At 61.9% G+C, this 18,572-nt stretch carries 19 protein-coding genes and 1 pseudogene; 9 read left to right on the top strand and 11 right to left on the bottom strand.

Going from position 1 to position 18,572, the window contains the following annotated elements; genetic code table 11:
- From A3M7_RS0132305 to A3M7_RS0132295, 3 genes and pseudogenes are all read right to left on the bottom strand, one after another.
- Window positions 1–212 (bottom strand): annotated as a pseudogene (locus A3M7_RS0132305) (IS5/IS1182 family transposase); the annotation flags it as partial.
- A gap of 258 nt (window positions 213–470) precedes the next feature.
- On the bottom strand, window positions 471–1,286 hold the full coding sequence (locus A3M7_RS0132300; protein WP_027547637.1) for a DUF2927 domain-containing protein: 816 nt from the start codon (window positions 1,284–1,286) through the stop codon (window positions 471–473).
- Between the two features lie 85 nt (window positions 1,287–1,371).
- Window positions 1,372–1,872, bottom strand: a complete 501-nt coding sequence (locus A3M7_RS0132295; RefSeq protein WP_371090224.1) for a L,D-transpeptidase — start codon at window positions 1,870–1,872, stop codon at window positions 1,372–1,374.
- Window positions 1,873–2,315: 443 nt separating this feature from the next.
- Here A3M7_RS0132295 and A3M7_RS0132290 point away from each other — a divergent pair, with 443 nt between their 5' ends.
- Complete coding sequence (locus A3M7_RS0132290) at window positions 2,316–3,863, top strand: acetolactate synthase large subunit (protein WP_027547635.1); 1,548 nt, start codon at window positions 2,316–2,318, stop codon at window positions 3,861–3,863.
- A gap of 37 nt (window positions 3,864–3,900) precedes the next feature.
- Window positions 3,901–4,419, top strand: coding sequence for a hypothetical protein (locus tag A3M7_RS0132285; RefSeq protein WP_027547634.1), 519 nt, complete (start codon window positions 3,901–3,903; stop codon window positions 4,417–4,419).
- 126 nt (window positions 4,420–4,545) lie between these two features.
- Here the strand turns inward: A3M7_RS0132285 and A3M7_RS49055 are convergent, their stop codons facing one another.
- From A3M7_RS49055 to A3M7_RS0132260, 6 genes are all read right to left on the bottom strand, one after another.
- Complete coding sequence (locus tag A3M7_RS49055; protein ID WP_245284362.1) at window positions 4,546–4,902, bottom strand: hypothetical protein; 357 nt, start codon at window positions 4,900–4,902, stop codon at window positions 4,546–4,548.
- Between the two features lie 306 nt (window positions 4,903–5,208).
- Complete coding sequence (locus tag A3M7_RS0132275; RefSeq protein ID WP_049823804.1) at window positions 5,209–8,529, bottom strand: adenylate/guanylate cyclase domain-containing protein; 3,321 nt, start codon at window positions 8,527–8,529, stop codon at window positions 5,209–5,211.
- A gap of 105 nt (window positions 8,530–8,634) precedes the next feature.
- On the bottom strand, window positions 8,635–9,066 hold the full coding sequence (locus A3M7_RS0132270) for a nuclear transport factor 2 family protein (protein ID WP_371090223.1): 432 nt from the start codon (window positions 9,064–9,066) through the stop codon (window positions 8,635–8,637).
- A gap of 555 nt (window positions 9,067–9,621) precedes the next feature.
- Window positions 9,622–9,852: a hypothetical protein gene (locus tag A3M7_RS0132265; RefSeq protein ID WP_027547631.1), complete on the bottom strand. Its 231-nt coding sequence runs from the start codon at window positions 9,850–9,852 to the stop codon at window positions 9,622–9,624.
- Window positions 9,853–9,891: 39 nt separating this feature from the next.
- On the bottom strand, window positions 9,892–10,173 hold the full coding sequence (locus A3M7_RS47450) for a hypothetical protein (RefSeq protein ID WP_084302714.1): 282 nt from the start codon (window positions 10,171–10,173) through the stop codon (window positions 9,892–9,894).
- Between the two features lie 339 nt (window positions 10,174–10,512).
- Window positions 10,513–12,048 carry a heme peroxidase family protein gene (locus tag A3M7_RS0132260; protein WP_027547630.1) on the bottom strand — a complete coding sequence of 512 codons (1,536 nt, stop codon included), beginning with the start codon at window positions 12,046–12,048 and terminating at the stop codon, window positions 10,513–10,515.
- 108 nt (window positions 12,049–12,156) lie between these two features.
- Between A3M7_RS0132260 and A3M7_RS49050 the strand changes: the two genes are divergently transcribed.
- From A3M7_RS49050 to A3M7_RS0132230, 6 genes are all read left to right on the top strand, one after another.
- The gene (locus tag A3M7_RS49050) at window positions 12,157–12,366 is read left to right on the top strand and encodes a hypothetical protein (RefSeq protein ID WP_156937034.1); all 210 of its coding nucleotides are present in this window, start codon (window positions 12,157–12,159) and stop codon (window positions 12,364–12,366) included.
- Between the two features lie 138 nt (window positions 12,367–12,504).
- Complete coding sequence (locus A3M7_RS0132250; RefSeq protein ID WP_027547629.1) at window positions 12,505–12,864, top strand: hypothetical protein; 360 nt, start codon at window positions 12,505–12,507, stop codon at window positions 12,862–12,864.
- Between the two features lie 145 nt (window positions 12,865–13,009).
- Window positions 13,010–13,498, top strand: a complete 489-nt coding sequence (locus A3M7_RS0132245) for a hypothetical protein (protein WP_027547628.1) — start codon at window positions 13,010–13,012, stop codon at window positions 13,496–13,498.
- Between the two features lie 65 nt (window positions 13,499–13,563).
- A complete protein-coding gene (gene greA, locus A3M7_RS0132240; protein ID WP_027547627.1) occupies window positions 13,564–14,046 on the top strand; it encodes a transcription elongation factor GreA in 483 nt (160 codons plus the stop codon).
- 136 nt (window positions 14,047–14,182) lie between these two features.
- Entirely contained in the window at window positions 14,183–14,860 is a 678-nt protein-coding gene (locus tag A3M7_RS0132235; RefSeq protein WP_027547626.1) for a hypothetical protein, read from the top strand.
- Between the two features lie 762 nt (window positions 14,861–15,622).
- Window positions 15,623–16,954, top strand: coding sequence for an integrase arm-type DNA-binding domain-containing protein (locus A3M7_RS0132230; RefSeq protein WP_027547625.1), 1,332 nt, complete (start codon window positions 15,623–15,625; stop codon window positions 16,952–16,954).
- Here A3M7_RS0132230 and A3M7_RS47445 read toward each other — a convergent pair.
- Window positions 16,899–17,267, bottom strand: coding sequence for a hypothetical protein (locus A3M7_RS47445; RefSeq protein ID WP_198033837.1), 369 nt, complete (start codon window positions 17,265–17,267; stop codon window positions 16,899–16,901). The two genes, A3M7_RS0132230 and A3M7_RS47445, sit on opposite strands and share 56 nt — an antisense overlap.
- Window positions 17,268–17,447: 180 nt before the next feature.
- Window positions 17,448–18,206 carry a zinc ribbon domain-containing protein gene (locus tag A3M7_RS45220; RefSeq protein ID WP_245284360.1) on the bottom strand — a complete coding sequence of 253 codons (759 nt, stop codon included), beginning with the start codon at window positions 18,204–18,206 and terminating at the stop codon, window positions 17,448–17,450.
- Window positions 18,207–18,237: 31 nt separating this feature from the next.
- Here A3M7_RS45220 and A3M7_RS0132220 point away from each other — a divergent pair, with 31 nt between their 5' ends.
- On the top strand, window positions 18,238–18,564 hold the full coding sequence (locus A3M7_RS0132220) for a hypothetical protein (RefSeq protein ID WP_198033838.1): 327 nt from the start codon (window positions 18,238–18,240) through the stop codon (window positions 18,562–18,564).
- The last annotated feature ends 8 nt before the right edge of the window (window positions 18,565–18,572 follow it).

Genomic DNA, 18,572 nt, shown 5'->3' with positions numbered 1-18,572 from the left:
TAGAGCGACTGCAACAGCACGGCACGAAACAGCACCAGCACCGGATAGCCTGGCCGACCGGGACTCCCCTCATCCCGCAAATGGCCGATCAGCTTCTCGAACCGGTACCACTTGACCAGGCCAGCCAGCCGATCCAGCGCCGCATTGGCGCCGGCCCCCTTCGGCATCAGCGCTTCCACAAAGCTCGGCTGTCCCGTCTGCTTAACCGCCATCGCCACCCTCCAAGGCTTTGCCCTAGGGAATCACAATTGACGAATTACGCAACAGGCCCCTTGTGGGAGAAGGTGGCGTAGGCGGCCCTTTGGCCGCCGTTCTTAAGAACGCCGAAGCAAGGCTTCGGCTATGGCGCCGGATGAGGGGTTACATCCGCATGCTCGAATGCGAGAGGTTCGCTCGCGGAGAGAGACCCCTCACCCGGCTTCGCTATCGCGAAGCCACCCTCTCCCACAAGGGGAGAGGGTAAGAATCCCTCACTCCTTGAGATCATTCACCCGCTTCACCCACGCGCGCACGTCGGCGAGCACGTCGGGCAGCACCGCCTTGACCTCCGGCACGGTCATGCCGGCCTTGATGCGGGGGTCGTAGAGCAGGTTGAGGATGTATTGGTCGTAGACGTCGAAATAGCCCATCGAGACGTTGTCGTTGAACATGGTCCAGGGCACGCTCGTCGTGTCGTTGATCGGACCGAGCGACTGCAACAGCTCCTCATAGGCGCAGTCGAGGAAGGTGAAGTCGCCGTTGTCGACGGTGAGGATGACGTCGGAATGCTCGATCTCGAAATTGTCGTTCTTGCGGAAGCCGGACAGGCATTGCGGATCGAGCGAGGTGCGGATCTCGCGCGCCTTCTCCGCGCCGTAGAAGCTCGAGATGGTGCGGAAGAGATCGCGGTCGCGCACGAGCTTCACCCGCACGTTCGCCGCCTCGCTGCTGTCGGTCATGGCGATGTCGAGATGCTGAATCCGCTTGCCGATGTCGGCGACGACCTTGGCGAGCTGCGTCTTGCGATCGGCGCGGTCGCTCTCGGCGAACACGCGCACCGGCCCGTCGAACTTGCGGATGCGGTCGACGCGGCCGGCGAGATGGTACTCGGCGCCGAAAGCGGTCTTGAGAAAGCCCTCGACGATCTCGCTGTCGGTAAAGCTCTTCTTCTCGGTGCGCTGGCGCGAGGCGATCGCGGGCAATTCGCCCGCGGCGGCCATGGTAGCGGTGTCAGGCACACAGGTGAGCGCTGCGAGCGCCAGGAGGGCGATGCGAAGGCCACGCGCGGGTGGGTTCAATGCGCTCATCGTCACCCGACGCTGCCGTATTCGCGTCGCGCGCACAAGACCGCAAATTCACGCGCCCCGCGGGTTCCCGCAGTTGGCCGGCCGGCTAATTGTTGAGCACGACCACGGTGGTGCCGACCGAGACGCGGCTGTAGAGGTCGCTGACGTCGTCATTGGTCATGCGGAAGCAGCCTGAAGATACCGCCTGGCCGATCGTCTCCGGCTCGTTGGAGCCGTGGATGCGGTACAGCGTCGAGCCGAGATACATCGCGCGCGCGCCGAGCGGATTCTCGATGCCGCCCTTCATGTGGCGCGGCAGGTCGGGCCGGCGGGCCAGCATCTGCGACGGCGGCGTCCAGTCCGGCCACTCCTTCTTGGCGGTGATCCTGTGCACCCCGCCCCAGCGGAAGCCGTCGCGGCCGACGCCGATACCGTAGCGCAGCGCCTGGCCGTTCTGGAGCACCAGGTAGAGCCGGCGCTCGGTCGTGTTCACCACGACCGTGCCGGGCGCGTAATTGGTCGGATACATCACGGTGGAGCGGGGAATCGGGCTCGCGCCGCCGCCGCCGAGATAGCCGGTTGAGCTGGTGCCTGTGAAGTCTATCATCCCCGCCGCGGATGCGTCGGCCGCACCAGCCAGCAAGAGCGCCATGGCGGCAATCGGCGCGGCAAAAAACCGGATCATTGTTTCCCCCAGCAAAAAATCGGTTCAACGAACGTCACAGGCCATATTTGCCGGCATTTCGCAAGCCACGGCCCCGTGAGGCAGGTCAACCTTAACGAATGCCGTTACCAAATCGGCAACCGGGCCAATCTGCCGGAAAACATTAGAGCGTTTTCAAAGCGAAGTGGATACCGGTTCGCATAAAGAAAACGCGCCAAAACAAGAAGCTAATGCCCCGTTCCGATTCCATCGGAACGGGGCGTTAGCCAAACCAGCGCGTCGTCATGCGGGGCAGGGCCGCGATGCCGGCTATTGCTTTGACGAGACGAGCAAACAATGATTGATCGGACGGATCATTGGATATTGCCGGTTGCGGGAGCTTTGGGATGAACGGTGCGGAAAGCCTGGTGCGGACGATGGTCAAGGGTGGGGTGGATGTCTGCTTCACCAACCCGGGCACCTCCGAGATGCATTTTGTCGCAGCGCTCGACCGCGTGCCCGGCATGCGCTGCGTGCTCGGCCTGTTCGAGGGCGTGGTGACGGGCGCTGCCGACGGCTATTTCCGCATGAAGGGCACGCCGGCTTCGACCCTGCTGCATCTCGGTCCCGGCCTCGCCAACGGCCTTGCCAATCTGCACAACGCCAAGAAGGCCAATTCCGGCATCGTCAACATCGTCGGCCAGCACGCGGTCTACCATATCGGCTACAACGCGCCGCTGACCTCTGACATCGAGGGCCTCGCCCGGCCGATGTCGTCCTGGGTCCGCACCTCGCCGGATTCCAAATCGGTTGCCGCCGACGGTGCCGCTGCGATTGCCGCCGCCAAAAGCGCGCCGCCGCAGGTCGCGACCCTGATCCTGCCCGCCGACACCGCCTGGAACGAAGCCGACGGCATCGCCGAGGTCCCGGCCGAGCAGCAGCGCGCGAGCTATTCGCCGCAGGCGGTCGAGCAGGCCGCAAAAATCCTGCACGGCGACGGCGAGGGCACGCTGCTGCTGATGACCGGCAGCGCGCTCTCCGAGCAGGGCCTGGCGCTGGCCGAGCGCATCGCGGCCAAGACCGGCTGCACCGTGATGGGTCCGACCTTCCGTCCCAAGATGGCGCGTGGCCGCGGCCGCTTCTCGATCGACCGCATCCACTACGTGATCGAGAACGCGCTGCCGATGCTGGCGAAGTTCCGCCATATCGTGCTGGTCGAGTCCGACGATCCCGTGGCGTTCTTCGCCTATCCGAACAAGCCGAGCGTGCTGAGGCCCGAAGGCTGCGACGTCCATCGCATGACCTCCTGGGGCGAGAATTCGGTCGCGGCGCTGGAAGCGCTTGCGGGCGCGGTGAAGGCGAGCGCCAAGGACGTCAAGCCGCAGGCCTCGGCTGAGTTGGTCAAGCCGACCGGCGCGCTGACCCACGCGTCGATCGCGCAGGCGATCGCCTATGCGATCCCCGAGAATGCGATCATGGTCGACGAGTCGCTCACCACCGGCCGCGCCTTCTTCCCGCCGACGGCGGCGGCAGCGCCGCACGACTGGCTGCAGAACATGGGCGGCTCGATCGGCTTCTCCACGCCGCTCTCGATCGGCGCCGCGATCGCCTGCCCGGACCGCAAGGTCATCACCATGGTCGGCGACGGCAGCGCGATGTACACGATCCAGTCGCTGTGGACGCAGGCGAGAGAGAACCTCAACATCGTCACCATCGTGTTCGCCAACCGCATCTACCAGATCCTGCGCGGCGAGTTCGACAATGTCGGCGCCGGCGAGCCCGGCCAGCGTGCCAACGACATGCTGCGGCTCGACCGTCCGACACTCGATTTCGTGGCGCTGGCCAAGGGCATGGGCGTGCCCGGCCGCGCCGTCACCAATGCCGACGAATTCAACAAGGCGCTCGCCGAAGCCGTCGCCGAGCCCGGGCCGCGGCTGATCGAAGTTCAGATGTAGGGCGCAGCATAGGGAGCGCCGAGGGCCGGGGGGCAAGATGCAGACCGAGCTGAACAAGGTGATCGCGACGCTCCGGGATTTTTACGCCCACGAGGGATTCCTGTTCGAAAAGGACATCGGCGAGCGCGCGATCACGCATCGCTTCGCCGTGCATCTGGAGAAGCAGTTCTCCGGCTGGTCGGTCGATTGCAACTACGACCGGCTCGGCGAGCGCACGCTGCACCTGCCGCACGGCACCATCATCTCGACCGACGATCACCTGGACAAGTCGATCTACCCCGATGTCGTCGTGCATCAGCGCGAGATCCCCAACAACCTGCTCGCGGTCGAGATTCGCAAGGCGAGCAATCACACGCCGGTGACGCACGACCAGCACAAGCTGCGGGCGCTGACCGATCCGCATGTCTGGTTCGCCTGTTGGATCGGCGTGCTGCTGGTGCTGGACAAGCACCATGCGACGATGTCGGAGGTCTATGTCGGCGGCCTCGTGGATGAGCCGCTCTCGCGCTGGTTCGCAACGCGCCTCGCGGAGCTCGGCCTCGGAGCCGCGCATTAGGCGTGGACTTCTAACATCGGATGTCGAGGACAAAGCGGAGGTCGCTCCGCTTGGCCGGCGGCGACTGCTCATGACGCAGAGTGGTCGGGGCTTGCCCAACGGCCTCGGATGGTTCGTTTGCCGCCCCTACTCGATCGTTGCATTCACCGTCATGACCGATTTGCCTGACCCGTATGGACCCTTTCCTACACCATAGATGGCGAACGTATCGTTGCCCTTGTAACCGGATGCCGCGGTGTACCTGAACGTCGTTACGTTGATCTGTCTGAGCGTCCCGTGCGCAGGCTTCTGCGAAACGCCCGAGCTAAGCATCGCTCCCGGAATTCGCATCGGGAAATTGCACGTTTCACCCGACCTGACCGCGAAGTAGGCCGTCATGTCGACGCCAAACGCGGACGGATGACCGGTGACCCGGCACTCGGAGGCGGCGAAGGCCGTAACCGGCGTCAGGCTCAGGACAGCAGCGACAGCCAACATCCGCATGCTCGTCTCCCGTGAGGATGAAGTGGCATCCGCGGCCATTGATCCCGGAGCGCCGGGATGACCATTGATTTGAATCAACATGTCGACTGGTGTCGATCAGGCGATTGAAGAAGCGGACCGGCGACTTTCCGCTGTTGGGCCCTTGGCAGACGTATCAAGCGCCCTCCGGCAATGACCGCTTTTGACCCAAAGCGGCCGTCGCCCGTGCCGTAGTCCATAGTGCATGTCGCACCCACGAGCATTATGAAATTCGCAAAACTGCATCAAAAATTTAAGTCAGAGCCAAAAATTTGCACGCCGAATGACTCACAAGTCTTGCAACAACGCCTTTGCGTCAGCAAGATCTGGCGTATCAAATCCCTCTTTGAACCAGTCGTAGATCGGCGCCAACAGGTCTTTGGCTTCGGTAGGATGCCCTTGATCACGCCGCAATCGCGCCAAGCTGATCGCGGCTCGAAGCTCGAAGGATTTGGCTTTCTGATCTCGCGCAATCGCGAGCGCGTTCTGAAAGAGCCTCTCGACCTCGACTGGGGCGGCTCCTTGGATGCGCCGTAGCTCGCCTTCGATCCGGTTGAGTTCGGCCGCCCATATATGTTCCTCAGTGAGCGCACGGATGTCCTTGGCTTCCGCGATGGCGACCAGACCCTCCTCGGCGCGCCCATGTCGCCGATAACTCTGCGCCAACATGCACAGATACCGGATCTGGTACCAGCTGACTCCCATGGCTAGCCGCTCTGTGGCGCTGCGACGCATCAGCGCTAGGCCGTCTTTTCCATCTCCCTCTTGGGCCATAGTCCAACCCCTAAGGATCAGGCCGCTCAGCCGGAAGTATCGCAGGTTATGTTGATCAGCGAGGTCTACGATTGCATCAGCATAGCTGCGCGTGGAGGCCACGTTGAGGATCAGTTCGTCGAGGCCAGCGCCTCCGTAAATTCTTACGTGAGTGTTGAGAACGGCCTGATTCAATTCGGCCGCATAGTCCAGCGCCGCTCGCTGCCAGCTCCGTGCCCGATCGGGAAACCCCAGAATCCAATAAATGACCGGAAGATACGCGATCGCATAGAACTTCGGGTCATGAACGTAGTGCACCGGTGGCGGGCGATGTCGGCTAGTGTCATAGACACGAAGAATGGTCTCAAAATCGGACCTGGCCTGCTCGAATTCCCCGAAGTAAAGAGCATTGAGCCCTGAAACACGGTACCCCGCGAGCTCCAGCGCTTCATCGTGCATTTCCTGGGCTCTACGCTGTGCCTCGGCGGCCAGCTCGCGTATGTTCTCGTGATCGCCGCGCACAAAGTGAAAGGCCCATTGTCCACTGAGGGTCGAAAACAAGGCGTCAGCATCTCCAAGGCGTGCTCCGAGTTCGCGCGCCCGGCTGAATGCTATCCCGGTCTCCGGACCGGCATAGCCGTGAACCGCAATCAGGGGTGTTCCGATTGCACTTTGAACGATCAGTTCCTGTCGATCCCGCTCGGGACTCTCCGGCAGCATCTTTAGTGACTCGAGCGCTCTGGAGAGATGCCTGATGGCTTCCAAATTGGCGGACCGCTCTGCCGCTTGCCTTCCCGCTTTGAGCCAATAGCCGGCGGCGCGGTCTGGGCACTGGGCTTCGGAGAAATGGCGTCCCAAAACTTCCGGCTCTCGCTTCGCCTGATCGGGAAATTGCGTTTCGAGCGCCTCGGCAATTCGGGCATGTAGTTGTTGCCGCGTTCGGCGCAAGAGCGTGCCATAGGCGGCATCCTGCACGAGCGCATGCTTGAACAGGTATGACGAGTCGGGCGGCGTGCCACGGCAAAGGACCAGACCGGAAGCAATGATCTTTTTTACGCCGGCGCGCAATGCTGCCTCTGAATGCGAGGAGACCGCCGCGAGCAGCTCGTATGAGAACTCTCGCCCGATGGCCGCGCCGATCTGAGCGAGTTCTTTGCCCGGACCGAGCCGATCGAGCCGGGCCATCAGCGACGCATGCAGACTAGCGGGCACGCTACGCGACGGAACCATCGATAATGTGCTCGCCGCGGCGGCTCCATCGATACCGGCTTCCAACACCGCCTTCGTTAACTCCTCGACGAATAGAGGCACGCCGTCGGTACGCTCGACGATCTCACCGACCATTTCGGGAGGCATCCGGCCTCCAGCGACCCCCTCAATTAGTGCTGCGCCCTCGCGCTGACCGAGCCGACCCAAAGTCATGACCGTGACATGAGGCTCGCCGACCCACGGCGGATTGAACTCAGGCCGGAATGTTATAAGAAGCAGCACCGGCACCTTCCGGATCAACTCGACATTGCGGTCGAGTAAGTCGAGGCTCGTCGGATCGGCCCAATGTACGTCTTCGAAAATCTGCAGGACGGGTTGGTGTTGGGCGAGACCTTCGAGTTGTCGCATGAGCGCATCGATCGTCCGCTGCCGGCGCTGCTGTGGGCTGAGCTGAAGCGCCGGGTATCGTCCTACGTCGGGCAGGGATAGCAGGTCCGCGATAAGCCGATAGTCGTCTGGCCGAGCCGATCCTTGTGAGAGCAGAGCACCGAGCTTGTTGACCTTGGCATGCGCATCGTCATCGCGCTGCAAGCGGGCAGCTCGCTCGAGCTGGCTAATAATGGGGTGAAAGGCGCTGTCCGTGTGGTGGGGTGAACAAAAGAAACGTAAGCGGGTGTGCGGTTCTCGGCCGATTCGCTCGACAATCGTCGCTGCGAGACGCGACTTGCCGATTCCTGGCTCGCCGGAAATCAGAACTGCTTGGCCGTCACCGGCTTTCGCCTTGGCCCAACGGCGCAGCAGCAGCTCGATCTCCTCGTCGCGGCCAACGAGCGGCGCGAGGCCCGTCGCGTGAAGCGCCTCGAAGCGACTCTCGACAGCGCTCGTCCCGATGACCTCATAGGCACGAACTGGTTCAGAAAATCCCTTGAGCGGAACATCTCCAAGGTCTTGGTAGTCGAACAATTTACCGACCAGAAGGCGCGTGCTTGGCTCGATAACGACAGCGCCGGGTTCCGCCAGGGCTTGTAGTCGCGCTGCCAGATTGGGCGTTTCTCCGACAATTCCACGCTCCTGAGACTCATTCTCGCCAACCAGGTCTCCAACAACCACAAGCCCCGTGGCTATGCCAACCCGTACCTCAAGTCGGTCAGGCGCTTCGACCTCTTTGATCGCCCTGATAATGGCCAAAGCGGTCTGGACTGCCCGCTCTGCATCATCTTCATGCGCCTGCGGATATCCGAAATAGATGAGCACGCCATCGCCCATATACTTTGCGACGAAACCGTCCCAGGAGGCGACCTTACTCGCGACGCAACGATGATAGGCTGCGATCACATCTCGCAAATCTTCAGGGTCGAGCCGAGTGGCGAGCGCGGTCGAACCGACAAGATCGCAAAACATCACCGTGACCTGCCGACGCTCCGCGGAGAGTGTCGTCAGTCCAGATATCGGCGGCGTGGCCGACAGCGGCTCCGTGCGATTGATCGTGGCGTCAATGACCAGCCGGCCCCCGCACTTCCGGCAGAACTTGGCTTGCGGTGGATTAATGTTTTGACAAGTCGGGCACGCGACCGAGACCACTGCCCCGCATTCAATGCAGAACTTGCTGCCCTCTGGAATGGTGGCCTTACAGCTTGAGCACTCCATACGACACTTGGCTTTCGGAGTCGTCGGTCGTCAGGCTATAGGAGGGGCCGGACAGAATGTTTTGTTGCTCTGCCCGCGGCCCAGTTAGACCAGCGATCAAGACGTTTAATTGAACGTGTGCAGCTTGATCCTCAGGCTGCCATCACTCTGCCGCTCAAAGATATGCGTCGCAAGGCCGCCCCACGGCTGATCTTTTCCACTGGCGTCCTTGCCTTTGGCCGACCACTTCGCTGCACCGAAAAGCAGCGTGCCGTTGCCATGCGCCTCAACAACTTCGAGCTTATGGCCCGTCGCGCCTCCCGCGAAAATGCCGCTGAAGAATTTTTCCACGCCGGCCGGCCCTTTGATAACTTCATGGCTGGCCGGAAGAAAGATCGCGTCGTCAGCATAGAATGCGGCGATAGCCTTTGCGTCTCCTTTACCGAAGGCAGCGTCCCACCCCGCGTACGCGCTCTTGATATCCTCTTCAGGTGATCCAGCGAGAGACGTCGTCGCTGACGCAAAGATTACCAGAATCGCGACGCAAATGGAACGGATCGGGGTCATATCTCTCCTCCCGGAATGGTGGAGCTGGGTCTGCCGCGAGGAGAGCTGGACCATATAGTCACTGCCCCCGTATGCGCCCCTGTAGGCGCGCTCGGTGCCACAAGTTTATCGCGCAAATGACCAAGAACTAGCCATCCAAACGAGGTACCCACAACAGGGCAATTGAATGGGCCAACTCGCCTTCGATCATCGCGTCACTTGGCACGTAGCCATAAACGTCCATCGGGGAGCCGCGCCCAATCCCGCCGCCGACGTTGTCCCAGCGTAGGCGATGGGACCTATGGGTCGCGATGCGCCAATCGTCGGGTTGGCCTCATGTCAGCCTTATCCCGCGTGGCGCCAACCCGACCGATCTCCAGGTGCAAGCGCCAAGCAAGTTTAAACTCGTCATCAATCGAGTTATGAAGATGTCTGCTGTTGGCCCATCGCGTCAGTTAGTCCGATGCAGCGGTTTGTCTGGAGTTGGGGGTAAAGCCGACCTGCCGGCTCAGCGCCCGGACTTCTCAGTTTGACCCAACTCGGACTCCGCCGAACGATTGCGTTGATTTACGCGGCGCGATCCTTGTCGGACTGTTCCTCGACTGCGGTCACGGTTTCTTCGAATCCCTTTTCGTAATTGCCCGCGAACCTTTCGATGCTGTCGGCCCACATCCTCAGCATTGCGACCTGAAAATGCATAATTGGCTTCAAGGCAATCATGCCGATTTCTGTGGCTGCGGTTGTGCGCTTTTGGGCGTCGCGCGCGAGACGGTCTGAGTTAGAGGTGTTGTCTGCCATGGCTGCTTGCTCCTTCTGTTCTGGTGATCAAGCCCAAAGCTACCTGCCAGGTTGTGCACCACGTGATGCTAACCGCTCGGCCAAAGCCTGATCTGCCGCGAGTCTCGCACCTCGGTCGTCATGCAGTTCGTCCAGCTTTTTCAGGTAAGCGACCGCTGCTATTTGCAAGAGATCGAAATCATATTCGCCGGTATCGCGAAGATTGGTGACGTAGCGAACGAGGGCGGAACGCGTGTTGTCGTTCTCACTAATGCCACTATGGAGCAGCAGGTAGTTCCGCCAGGCGAACGCACATGCGCCTTCTATGGCCTGAGAAGTCATGGGGCACCTCCCGAAGGTCAGAGAAAGACTGATGAGCCTTTTCGTTCCGCGAATTTCTCAGATGTAATGCTGTTCCGTAGGTGCGCCGCAAGGTGCTTCGCGAAGATGTCAGTGCTGCAGCCGTGGCGGTATGCACGTCATCGTGCGCTCTGTTGCGCCCAAAGCCGGCGATCTCCTTGTCAATATTACCCCGAATGACAAGTTCAAAGAACCTGCCGCTCGCGCGGCGTTTGGCTTGATGCGCGCGAGGACCTCAGTCACCTCTCCTCGTCGGGGCAAGATGGCCAAAAGGCCGCTCGCACGACACGAGCGGCCTTTGTACCATCTTCCGTCACGCTCTCAGTGCAGGGGATCGCCCTGGCCGAGCGCGTAGGCCACGAGATCCCTCAGCGCGAAGCTCTCGCCGGTCACCGGTGTCCATTGCGGGTCGAGTGACAGCACCGAGGAATGGTCGCCGAACATCATGCCCAGGAAGACCTCGGCCACGATGCGACCGCCGACGGGGCCGAGCTGCGGCGTGTTGATGGGGCCGGGCGCGCCGGTGGCCGGGATCGTGACGGCGGTCTGGAACTGCCGTGCCTCGGCCAGGATGTAGGCCCAGAGCGGGCAATTGCCGGCGAACACGCCGTTCGCGATCGAGGCGATCTGAACTTGCGGATCGTCCGGTCCCGGCTCGTCAACGGCCTTGCCGATGATGATCTGGTCGTCCGTCAGCGGCGTCAGATTCATCGCCCTGGCAACGGCCTGGCCCGAGGGCAGCCCGAGCCGCCAGCTGCGCTCGAGATTGCGCAGCGCGAGCGACGACGGATTGGATGCGACTTCCGGCGGCAGCTTGCGCAGCGGATCGACCAGCGACGCATCGATGCGGTAGGCGAACTGAAGCCGCCTGTTGTTGTCGGCATTGGTGTCGTCGTCCTCGACGCCATAGGGACGCGTGTCGAGATCGATGAAGCGGCCCCAGTCCATGGCGCGCCCCGGACCCATGGCACGGAAGCCGGTCAGCGCATTGTGGTCGGGATTGTGGGGATCGGGGAAGATCTGCAACAGCATGTTGGCCGCATCGTTCAGCCGATAGCCGGGGCGGATCATGGAGTGCCCGAGCCGGTAGGCCGCGACCGAGAACTCGACCGGCATGAAGGGGTAGGTCTTCCAGTGGTAGTAGGCGAGCTTGCTGCGGTCGTAGCGGCCGGCGGTTCTCAGCTCGTCCAGCACGCTGGCGTGGACGATACGCGGCAGGAAGTCGTTCATGACGACGTATTGATAGTGGAAGCGGACGCGCTGCTGCACCTCCTCGAACGACAGGCTGTCATTGTCGTCGACCATGCGGTTGTGAAAGCGCAGCATCAGGGCCTGGAACTGCGAGACGATGCTGTTCTCGTCGTTGCGGGGATCGCCGATCAGCGCACGGCCCTTGAAGCGGGGCAGGTCGCTGGCATCGGGCACGCCCGCGCCAGTCAGCTTCTCGCCGAGGCGGAACTTGATGCCGTCATACATGTAGGGCTGGTCGTTCGGACCGCGGCCGTAGAGATTGTCCAGATCGAGCGCCGGCGTGCGGAAGTCGACGAGCCCGTCGGGGTCCTGCTGCTTGGTCAGCGAGCTGACCGGATCGAACGTGATGTCGTGGTCGATGAACTGGCCGAAATAAGTGTAGAGCGAAGGAATGCCGCTCTCCTCCGCGTCCGGTCCGTCCTTCGGCGCATCGAACGTCCCGACCATCTTGTCGGCCAGCGCCGAAAGGTTCGCGATGTTGTCGGCGTCGTTGAGGCCGAACTTTGCCGGTGTGAGCTTGCGAAACATGCGGCCGAAGCGGCCTTGCGAAAGCGGCGAGCGCGTTGCGTTCAGACCGCGCGGAACAATGCTGTGGCGGCTGCTCATGAGACCTCCCTGAAAAGTCACGATGGATACAAGTCAAGCTGAAGTTGTTCGCGCTGGAGTATGCAGGCTAGGCTAGATCGCACCCGCAACAAGCGAGATAGATCACACTTGTCCGGCATCGGCGGTTCTTCAGAGGGAGGCGCTTTGCGAGCAAGCTGCGGCCGCGCTTTGCAAATTTTTCCCGAAGCGATGACGGATAACATTCTCGTCATCGATCAGCGCAAGCGGCTTCGCGTCAGTTCGCCGGGATTTGCCCGACACTTTGTCGTGCTCGTCCTGGTGTCCGCGGTGGGCGCCGCGTTCGACATGCATCTATGATGAGGCCAGCCGCGGCGAGTGATGTGATCTCGGCCACAGTTCGAGGCCGGGTTCCGGCCTATCGTCCGCGGACTTGCACACGTCGCTCCCGGAGGCCTACGCTTTGCCGCATTCGGGACAGTTATTTTGGAGGTTCTGATGCAAAGGTCATATTTGCTGGCTGCGACAGCAGCGCTGGCGCTTCTCATGCAAACACCGCTCGCGCTGGCGCAGAGCGCGCCGGCCGCCGGCGGGACCCCAGCGCCTGCGGCGACGACCACCGCACCTGCGGCGACGACCACCGCGCCGGCCGCGACGACGACAACGCCGAGCGCGACCACCGACACGTCAGCCCAGCCGTCCGACTCCAAGAAGAGCGCATCGAAGAAGCCGGCGAAGAAGAAGATGACGCGGCAGCAGGAGATCGATCATTCGGTCGACACCGGCACGGTGCCCGCGCGCTATCGCAGTTCCGTGCCCAAGCAGTACCAGCAATACATTCCGTTCGAGAAGCAGTGACGAATCGCACGGCGGCGCGGCGCGATTCGGCGTCGCGCCGCCGGTGCCATACGGAGGCGGCCCTGGCCAGGCGGGAAGCGGACCACAGATACGTTGTGGCGGTCTGCCGGAGCAGTGCTAGAGTAGGGCGAAGCCGGGGGAAGCGATGAGCGACGACGTGAAGGATGCTGGCCTTGTGGCCATGATCAGCAGCATCCTGGGAGGCGGCAAGCGCGCAGACATCGTCGCACCGCCGCCGCTCACCGAGGGTCCACCAACAGCGCCGACGAATGGATTTGACCCGGTCGAGGCGCCCATCCCCGCTGCGGCATCAGTCAAGCCGGATGATCATGCGTCCGATGCCGCGCCGGCAGTCACCAGGCCGGTCGAGCCGCCCGCGAAGATCGCCACGACACCGGATGGCAAGCAATTGCTGCCCGCGGAAGCGATTGCCGATCTCGTGCTCGGCGAGTTGCGCAAGCTGGACGATTTTCCCGCGTCCGGCGTCTCGGTCACGGTCTATGGCTACCGGCATTGGAACGCGATGATCACCTTCGCGCCGTTCTCGACCACGTTCCAGAACGCGACGCGGTTCCGCCAGGCCATGCCGGACCTCGTCTTCAAGCTGCGCCGTTTCGTCCAACTTGAGATATAGTCCGGGCAATCGCCCGTGAGCGGACGCGCCGCCGTCAGCCAAGACAGTTCGACAGGATCTACGAATTGAGCGTTGCCTTTACCAAGGAAGAAAGCGCCGAGACGGCGTCCGAGACGCTGTTGCCCGATCGGCCGATCTCGCCTCATCCGAACCTCGTGACCGAAGCCGGCTTGCAGGCATTGCAGACCCAGCTTCAACAGGCGCGCGAGGCCTATGAGGCCGCGCAAGCCATCGACGACGTCAACGAGAAGCGCCGGCAGTCCGCGGTCCCCCTGCGCGATGCCCGCTATCTGACGGAAAGGCTGCGCACCGCACAGGTCGTTCCCACCCCGGCTTCGACCGACACGGTCGCCTTCGGCAGCACGGTGACCTTCAGCCGCCCTGACGGCCGCGTGCAGACCTATCGCATCGTCGGCGAGGACGAGGCCGACCCGAAGGCCGGCTCGATCTCGTTCGTCTCGCCGGTCGCAAGGTCGCTGATGGGAAAAGCGGTGGGCGACGTCGTGGGGTCGGGGACGCAGGAGATCGAGATTTTGTCGATCGCGTAGGGGCGCGCAGGTGAGGCGAGGATTGCTATCGACAGGAGCAAGCTCATTCGCCTAAAGCATGGGCCATGCGTCTTCCTTGTCTTGTCCTGATATCGATGGTCTCCGCTGTGCCCGCGCAACAAAGCCCGATGGTTGGATGAGACGTTTTCTGTCGGGGGCGTTGCCGTTTTATGCGCTGGCTGGACTAGCCATGTGCATGTACCTCGTCCTGTACAAGACTGACCTCTTCGACTTGAACGCCATCGTCCATGGCGCGACCGGTTCGTCATGGTTTCTGGTCTTCATGTTCGTCTGCGTGTTCCTGGAATCGGTCTTCCCGTATTTCGGCTATTTTCCCGGAACCGCCCTCATCCTGATGTCCGTGGCGCTCAATCCGAAGCCTGCGGATGTCTCCGTTTTTATCGTGGCCTGGCTGGCCATCATTGCGGGCGCCGTTTTGAGTTACGGACAGGCTCGTTTCTTCAGACCGCTGTTGCAGCGGGTTGCCTCAAGAGCGGCGCTGAACCGGTGTGAGTCTCTCCTCGACGCCTACGGTCCTTACGCGCGCGTCGCCCTGTTCGTTCATCCCAACGCTTGTGCGATGTATTTCACGGCGCTCGGACTTCTCGGCCGGAACCTGACGCGAGAGCTCGCCCATCTCTGCGTGGGTGCAGCGGCCTGTGTGGGCATTCTGTTCGTCGTCGTGACCAGACTGGTGTCGTCCGTAGGCGCCACCGATGATGGGGAATTGCAGCTGCTGCTGGCGGCAGGGCTGATCGCCATCGGGACCCTCGTCGGCCTCTACGCGGCCTTGCGGCCGGCTCGGGTGGCTTGAGAGCTTGCGTCCCCGTGAACTGGCGCGGTCTCATCTCTTGCTCCGTCATTGCGAGCGCCTTGTCCGCCATAGCTCGAAGAGCGACGGCGGAAGCGAAGCAATCCAGAGTCTTTCCGCGGAGGGATTCTGGATTGCTTCGCGGAGCCTGTCATCGGGCCGCGCTTTGCGCGGACCCGTTGGCTCGCAATGACGGGCTCAGGAACTCTCCCCCCGGATGATGCCATCATGCCCGTGTCTTGCCCGACGGAGCAATCGGATTCGGAAAATACGTAACCCATTGATCCGACTGACGTCGGCTACTGTGCATGGGGTTGTTTTTCGATTTTTTGACGAGACGGTACCGATAGCCGCCAAGCGTCGAGGATCGTCCGCAACCGGCAGGGTTCAGGAAGATGGATGGTGGGCGCACAAGGGATCGAACCTTGGACCTCTCCCGTGTGAACCACAATTCCTAGATCTCGGCAGACCTAATCCAGCCATAGTCAGATTATAAAAAGTCACTGCAATGCAGGGGCTTATGGCCATATTTGGCCGTTGGGAGCCATAGCGGCCCACACTACATTTTGTGTGCCCCTGTTGTGCCCCCTGCAGATTTTCCCTTGGGGCACAAAACGGGGGAAGGTCTGAGACCCGGTTCTGTCGGGGTCTGTCGATCCTTTCCTGCGTGGGCACAGAGTGAGGGAAAGGTCTGAGGCCTGGTTCTGTTTGAGGCTCATTGCCGTTCTCGCGGGGCACACCAGGGCACAAAGAAAGAGTAGGATCATGACGGAGCCGGCCACTCAGCTGACACTCACCGATGCGGTGATCCGCAACGCCACGCTGCCGCCGGGCAAGGCCCAGCATTATCTCCACGACGACAAGCTGCCCGGCCTCGCCCTGCGCATGCGCGCCACCGGTGGTCGGACCTGGGTCTACCTCTTCACCAAGCCGGGGGTGAGGGGGACCCAGCGCAAGACCCTCGGTGCGTGGCCCAAATATAATGAGAAGGCTGCGCGCAAGGCCGCCACCATCGCCGCTGGCGAGGTCGTCAAAGGCGTGGACCCGAATGAAACGAAGCGCGAGGCGAGGCGGCAACAGGCAGCCGAGAAGCAGCGTACCACGCTGGCGATCCTCATCGTTGAAGATGGTCCCTACCAGATGTCCTTGACTGGACGTCAAGTCGTCAACTGGAAGCCAGCAATGTCGGCGCTGCGGCGCGGGCTCAAGGACCACGCCGAGAGCGGCGTCGGGGAACTGACGCGGCGGCAGATTATGGCAGCGGTCGACAAGATTGCGAAGACCGGCAGGCGTGGCGCGGCCAAGGACTTGCGCAAGCACGTGCACACCTTCCTCGAATGGTGCGTTAGCGAGGGCTATGTCGACCACAACGTGCTCGCTGGCTATCGCGAGCCCAAAGAAACCCGTGCGCAAAGGGTCGGACGCCGAACGAAGGGCCGCGCACTGACTGATGATGAGATCATCAAGGTCTGGCAGGCATCCGGCAAGCTCGGGGCTTTTGGTCTCCTGACACGCATTTGCCTGCTCGGGGGGCCGCGCCGCAGCGAGCCCACCATGATCAAGTGGTCGCAGCACGTCATGGATGACCGCATTACCTTCGATGCGGCATGGACCAAGATGGGTCTGCATCACGACGTGCCACGCACTCACCTGGTTGACGAGGTGCTCATGGCTGCGAAGCATTTCCAGCGGGCAACCTCCGACTATGTCTTCCCGTCACCGAAGACCGGCGGCCAGATGTCCGGCTTCACCAAGATGGTCAACCGCCTGGTCAAGGAAGCGAGCGTCGCCAAATTCACCATGCATGACTTAAGGCGCAGCTTGCGCACCATCATGTCACGCTGTGGCTACGACAACGAAATCCAGCGGCTGTGTGTTGGGCAAAAGCCTAGCGGAATCGATCAGGTCTACAATCACGACGAACAGTGGATCATCCGCAAGATGGCGTTCGAAGCGGCTCACGACTACATTGCAGAGTTGGTCGGCGCGAAACGGGTCGGCAAGATTGTGCGCCTGCAGCGGACGAATCCGCTTGACCCGATCAAGGCCGAGCTCCTCGGCCGTCTCCGTGAGCATTATGCGGCTGAGGCGTCCTAGTGCTCTTATCGCACTTGGCTAGATAGTCCCGCACCGCATCGACACGATAGAGGGGCCGACCATCGACGTAGCGCCATTTCAGGGGATGGTTCGGATCGCGCCGCCATTGCTCCAGCGCTCCGGGCGTGCGCCGGATGACCGCGGCCGCCTCGAGCGATGTCAAATTAGAGCTGCCCGGCAGCGTATCGATATCGAACGTCGCGGGCGGCGGCATGCCACGGTTCTTGCGATGGCGCTTCGTGGCGTGCGGCATTTTACGACCAATTGGCGACCCTAACGCCCCGATCGGAGTCTTCTCGTCCTTGCCGCTCATGCCTTGGTCCCAAACCACGATCAGTCTGAGGCGATGAGATCGTAGGCTGCTCTAGTAAGAAAGAAATCATGTGCGCAGGTATGGCTGCTGGGTTGCTGTGGCGTACGAAAAGGACGAACCGCTTCGATTGATCTGGGACGTGCCCTGGCGGCGCTTTTCGCTTCATTCCGGCCTTTGGCCTCATAACCTGAAGGTCATAGGTTCAAATCCTATCCCCGCAACCAACGATTCTTGCGAAAGCAAGGCGCCCAAAACCCCGGCTTCCCAAAGGACGTCGGGGTTTTTCTTGTTCGCCGCGAACCGAAGGATCGCGGCCAGGTCGCCGCGCAACACGATCGCCAGCTCGGCCTGGTCAGGCACAAGCGTCACCTGATCGACCAGTGTTCGGAACGATTCAGCCGCCTCGGCCTTGCCGTCCTCGCTCTGCAGGCTCTCATAGAGCGCAGCGATCCGCTGGCGATAGATCTCCGCCATGTTCGGACGCAGAAGGGGCGGTGGCCCTTCGGCGTTTGCCAGCAGCTCGGTCAGTTCCGCCTTGCGGGCTTCAAGACCACCAATTTTATCCTTGAGCTGAGCGCCGGGCACGCCATCCAGGATGGCTTGGATCGCGCGATCCAAATCCCGCTGGACGCGCTCCAACTCTTTGCGCTGACCGATGATGTTAGCGCTGCGTTCAATCCGCAGCCGGTTCACCTCGCGGGTGAACTCGTCGCAGAATTCCTTGAACAACTCTGGCTCCATAAGATGCGTCCGGAGGCCGCTGAGCACCGAGGCTTCCAACGCATCGCGCCGGATGTTTAGGCGGTTGTCGCAGGTGCCTTTGTTCCGCGACGTCGCGCAGCCAAGCAGATCCTTCGAGATCATTGTGTAGCCGCCGCCACAGCAGCCGCACTTCACAAGGCCGGCGAACAGATGCTTTGGCCGCCGCCGCTCGTTCAACGCATTCTCGCCAGGCTCAGGCGTCTCATACGTGCTTGAACCGGTCGAGTTTGTGCAAGGCGAAGGCTTTCGTGCCCAGGTTCGACGCATTGAGCCGTCCCCCTCCTTTCGCAGTCAATTCGGCAAACCGACATGCGCCTTGACCACCGCCGACCACTTTCTCGGGAAAATCATTCCGATTGGACGGCGCATGTCGCGCCCCACAACGGTCGCTCTCACGGACCTCAACGGCCAACGGCACGAGGCCGTCGCTGAGGCGTTCGACACCAAGCGCAATATTCTGATTTTGCTTTATCCAAAGTCGGCACTGAGCAAGACCACCATCATCCTGCCTGCCGGATTCAAGGCAAGTGCCTGATGAGCTGC

Origin of the sequence: Bradyrhizobium sp. WSM2254 (genome assembly GCF_000472645.1) — a bacterium.
In the GTDB taxonomy this organism is placed as follows: Bacteria; Pseudomonadota; Alphaproteobacteria; order Rhizobiales; family Xanthobacteraceae; genus Bradyrhizobium; species Bradyrhizobium niftali.
The sequence above is the reverse complement of the archived record's forward strand: the minus strand, read 5'-3'. Positions and strand labels throughout refer to the sequence as shown.

Bases quoted from the DNA above. Each gene is read 5' to 3' on its own strand.
- A3M7_RS0132300 (WP_027547637.1), bottom strand. From the start codon at position 1,286: ATGAGCGCATTGAACCCACCCGCGCGTGGCCTTCGCATCGCCCTCCTG.
- A3M7_RS0132295 (WP_371090224.1), bottom strand. From the start codon at position 1,872: ATGATAGACTTCACAGGCACCAGCTCAACCGGCTATCTCGGCGGCGGC.
- A3M7_RS0132290 (WP_027547635.1), top strand. From the start codon at position 2,316: ATGAACGGTGCGGAAAGCCTGGTGCGGACGATGGTCAAGGGTGGGGTG.
- A3M7_RS0132285 (WP_027547634.1), top strand. From the start codon at position 3,901: ATGCAGACCGAGCTGAACAAGGTGATCGCGACGCTCCGGGATTTTTAC.
- A3M7_RS49055 (WP_245284362.1), bottom strand. From the start codon at position 4,902: ATGCGGATGTTGGCTGTCGCTGCTGTCCTGAGCCTGACGCCGGTTACG.
- A3M7_RS0132275 (WP_049823804.1), bottom strand. From the start codon at position 8,529: ATGGAGTGCTCAAGCTGTAAGGCCACCATTCCAGAGGGCAGCAAGTTC.
- A3M7_RS0132265 (WP_027547631.1), bottom strand. From the start codon at position 9,852: ATGGCAGACAACACCTCTAACTCAGACCGTCTCGCGCGCGACGCCCAA.
- A3M7_RS47450 (WP_084302714.1), bottom strand. From the start codon at position 10,173: ATGACTTCTCAGGCCATAGAAGGCGCATGTGCGTTCGCCTGGCGGAAC.
- A3M7_RS0132260 (WP_027547630.1), bottom strand. From the start codon at position 12,048: ATGAGCAGCCGCCACAGCATTGTTCCGCGCGGTCTGAACGCAACGCGC.
- A3M7_RS0132250 (WP_027547629.1), top strand. From the start codon at position 12,505: ATGCAAAGGTCATATTTGCTGGCTGCGACAGCAGCGCTGGCGCTTCTC.
- A3M7_RS0132245 (WP_027547628.1), top strand. From the start codon at position 13,010: ATGAGCGACGACGTGAAGGATGCTGGCCTTGTGGCCATGATCAGCAGC.
- A3M7_RS0132235 (WP_027547626.1), top strand. From the start codon at position 14,183: ATGAGACGTTTTCTGTCGGGGGCGTTGCCGTTTTATGCGCTGGCTGGA.
- A3M7_RS0132230 (WP_027547625.1), top strand. From the start codon at position 15,623: ATGACGGAGCCGGCCACTCAGCTGACACTCACCGATGCGGTGATCCGC.
- A3M7_RS47445 (WP_198033837.1), bottom strand. From the start codon at position 17,267: ATGAGCGGCAAGGACGAGAAGACTCCGATCGGGGCGTTAGGGTCGCCA.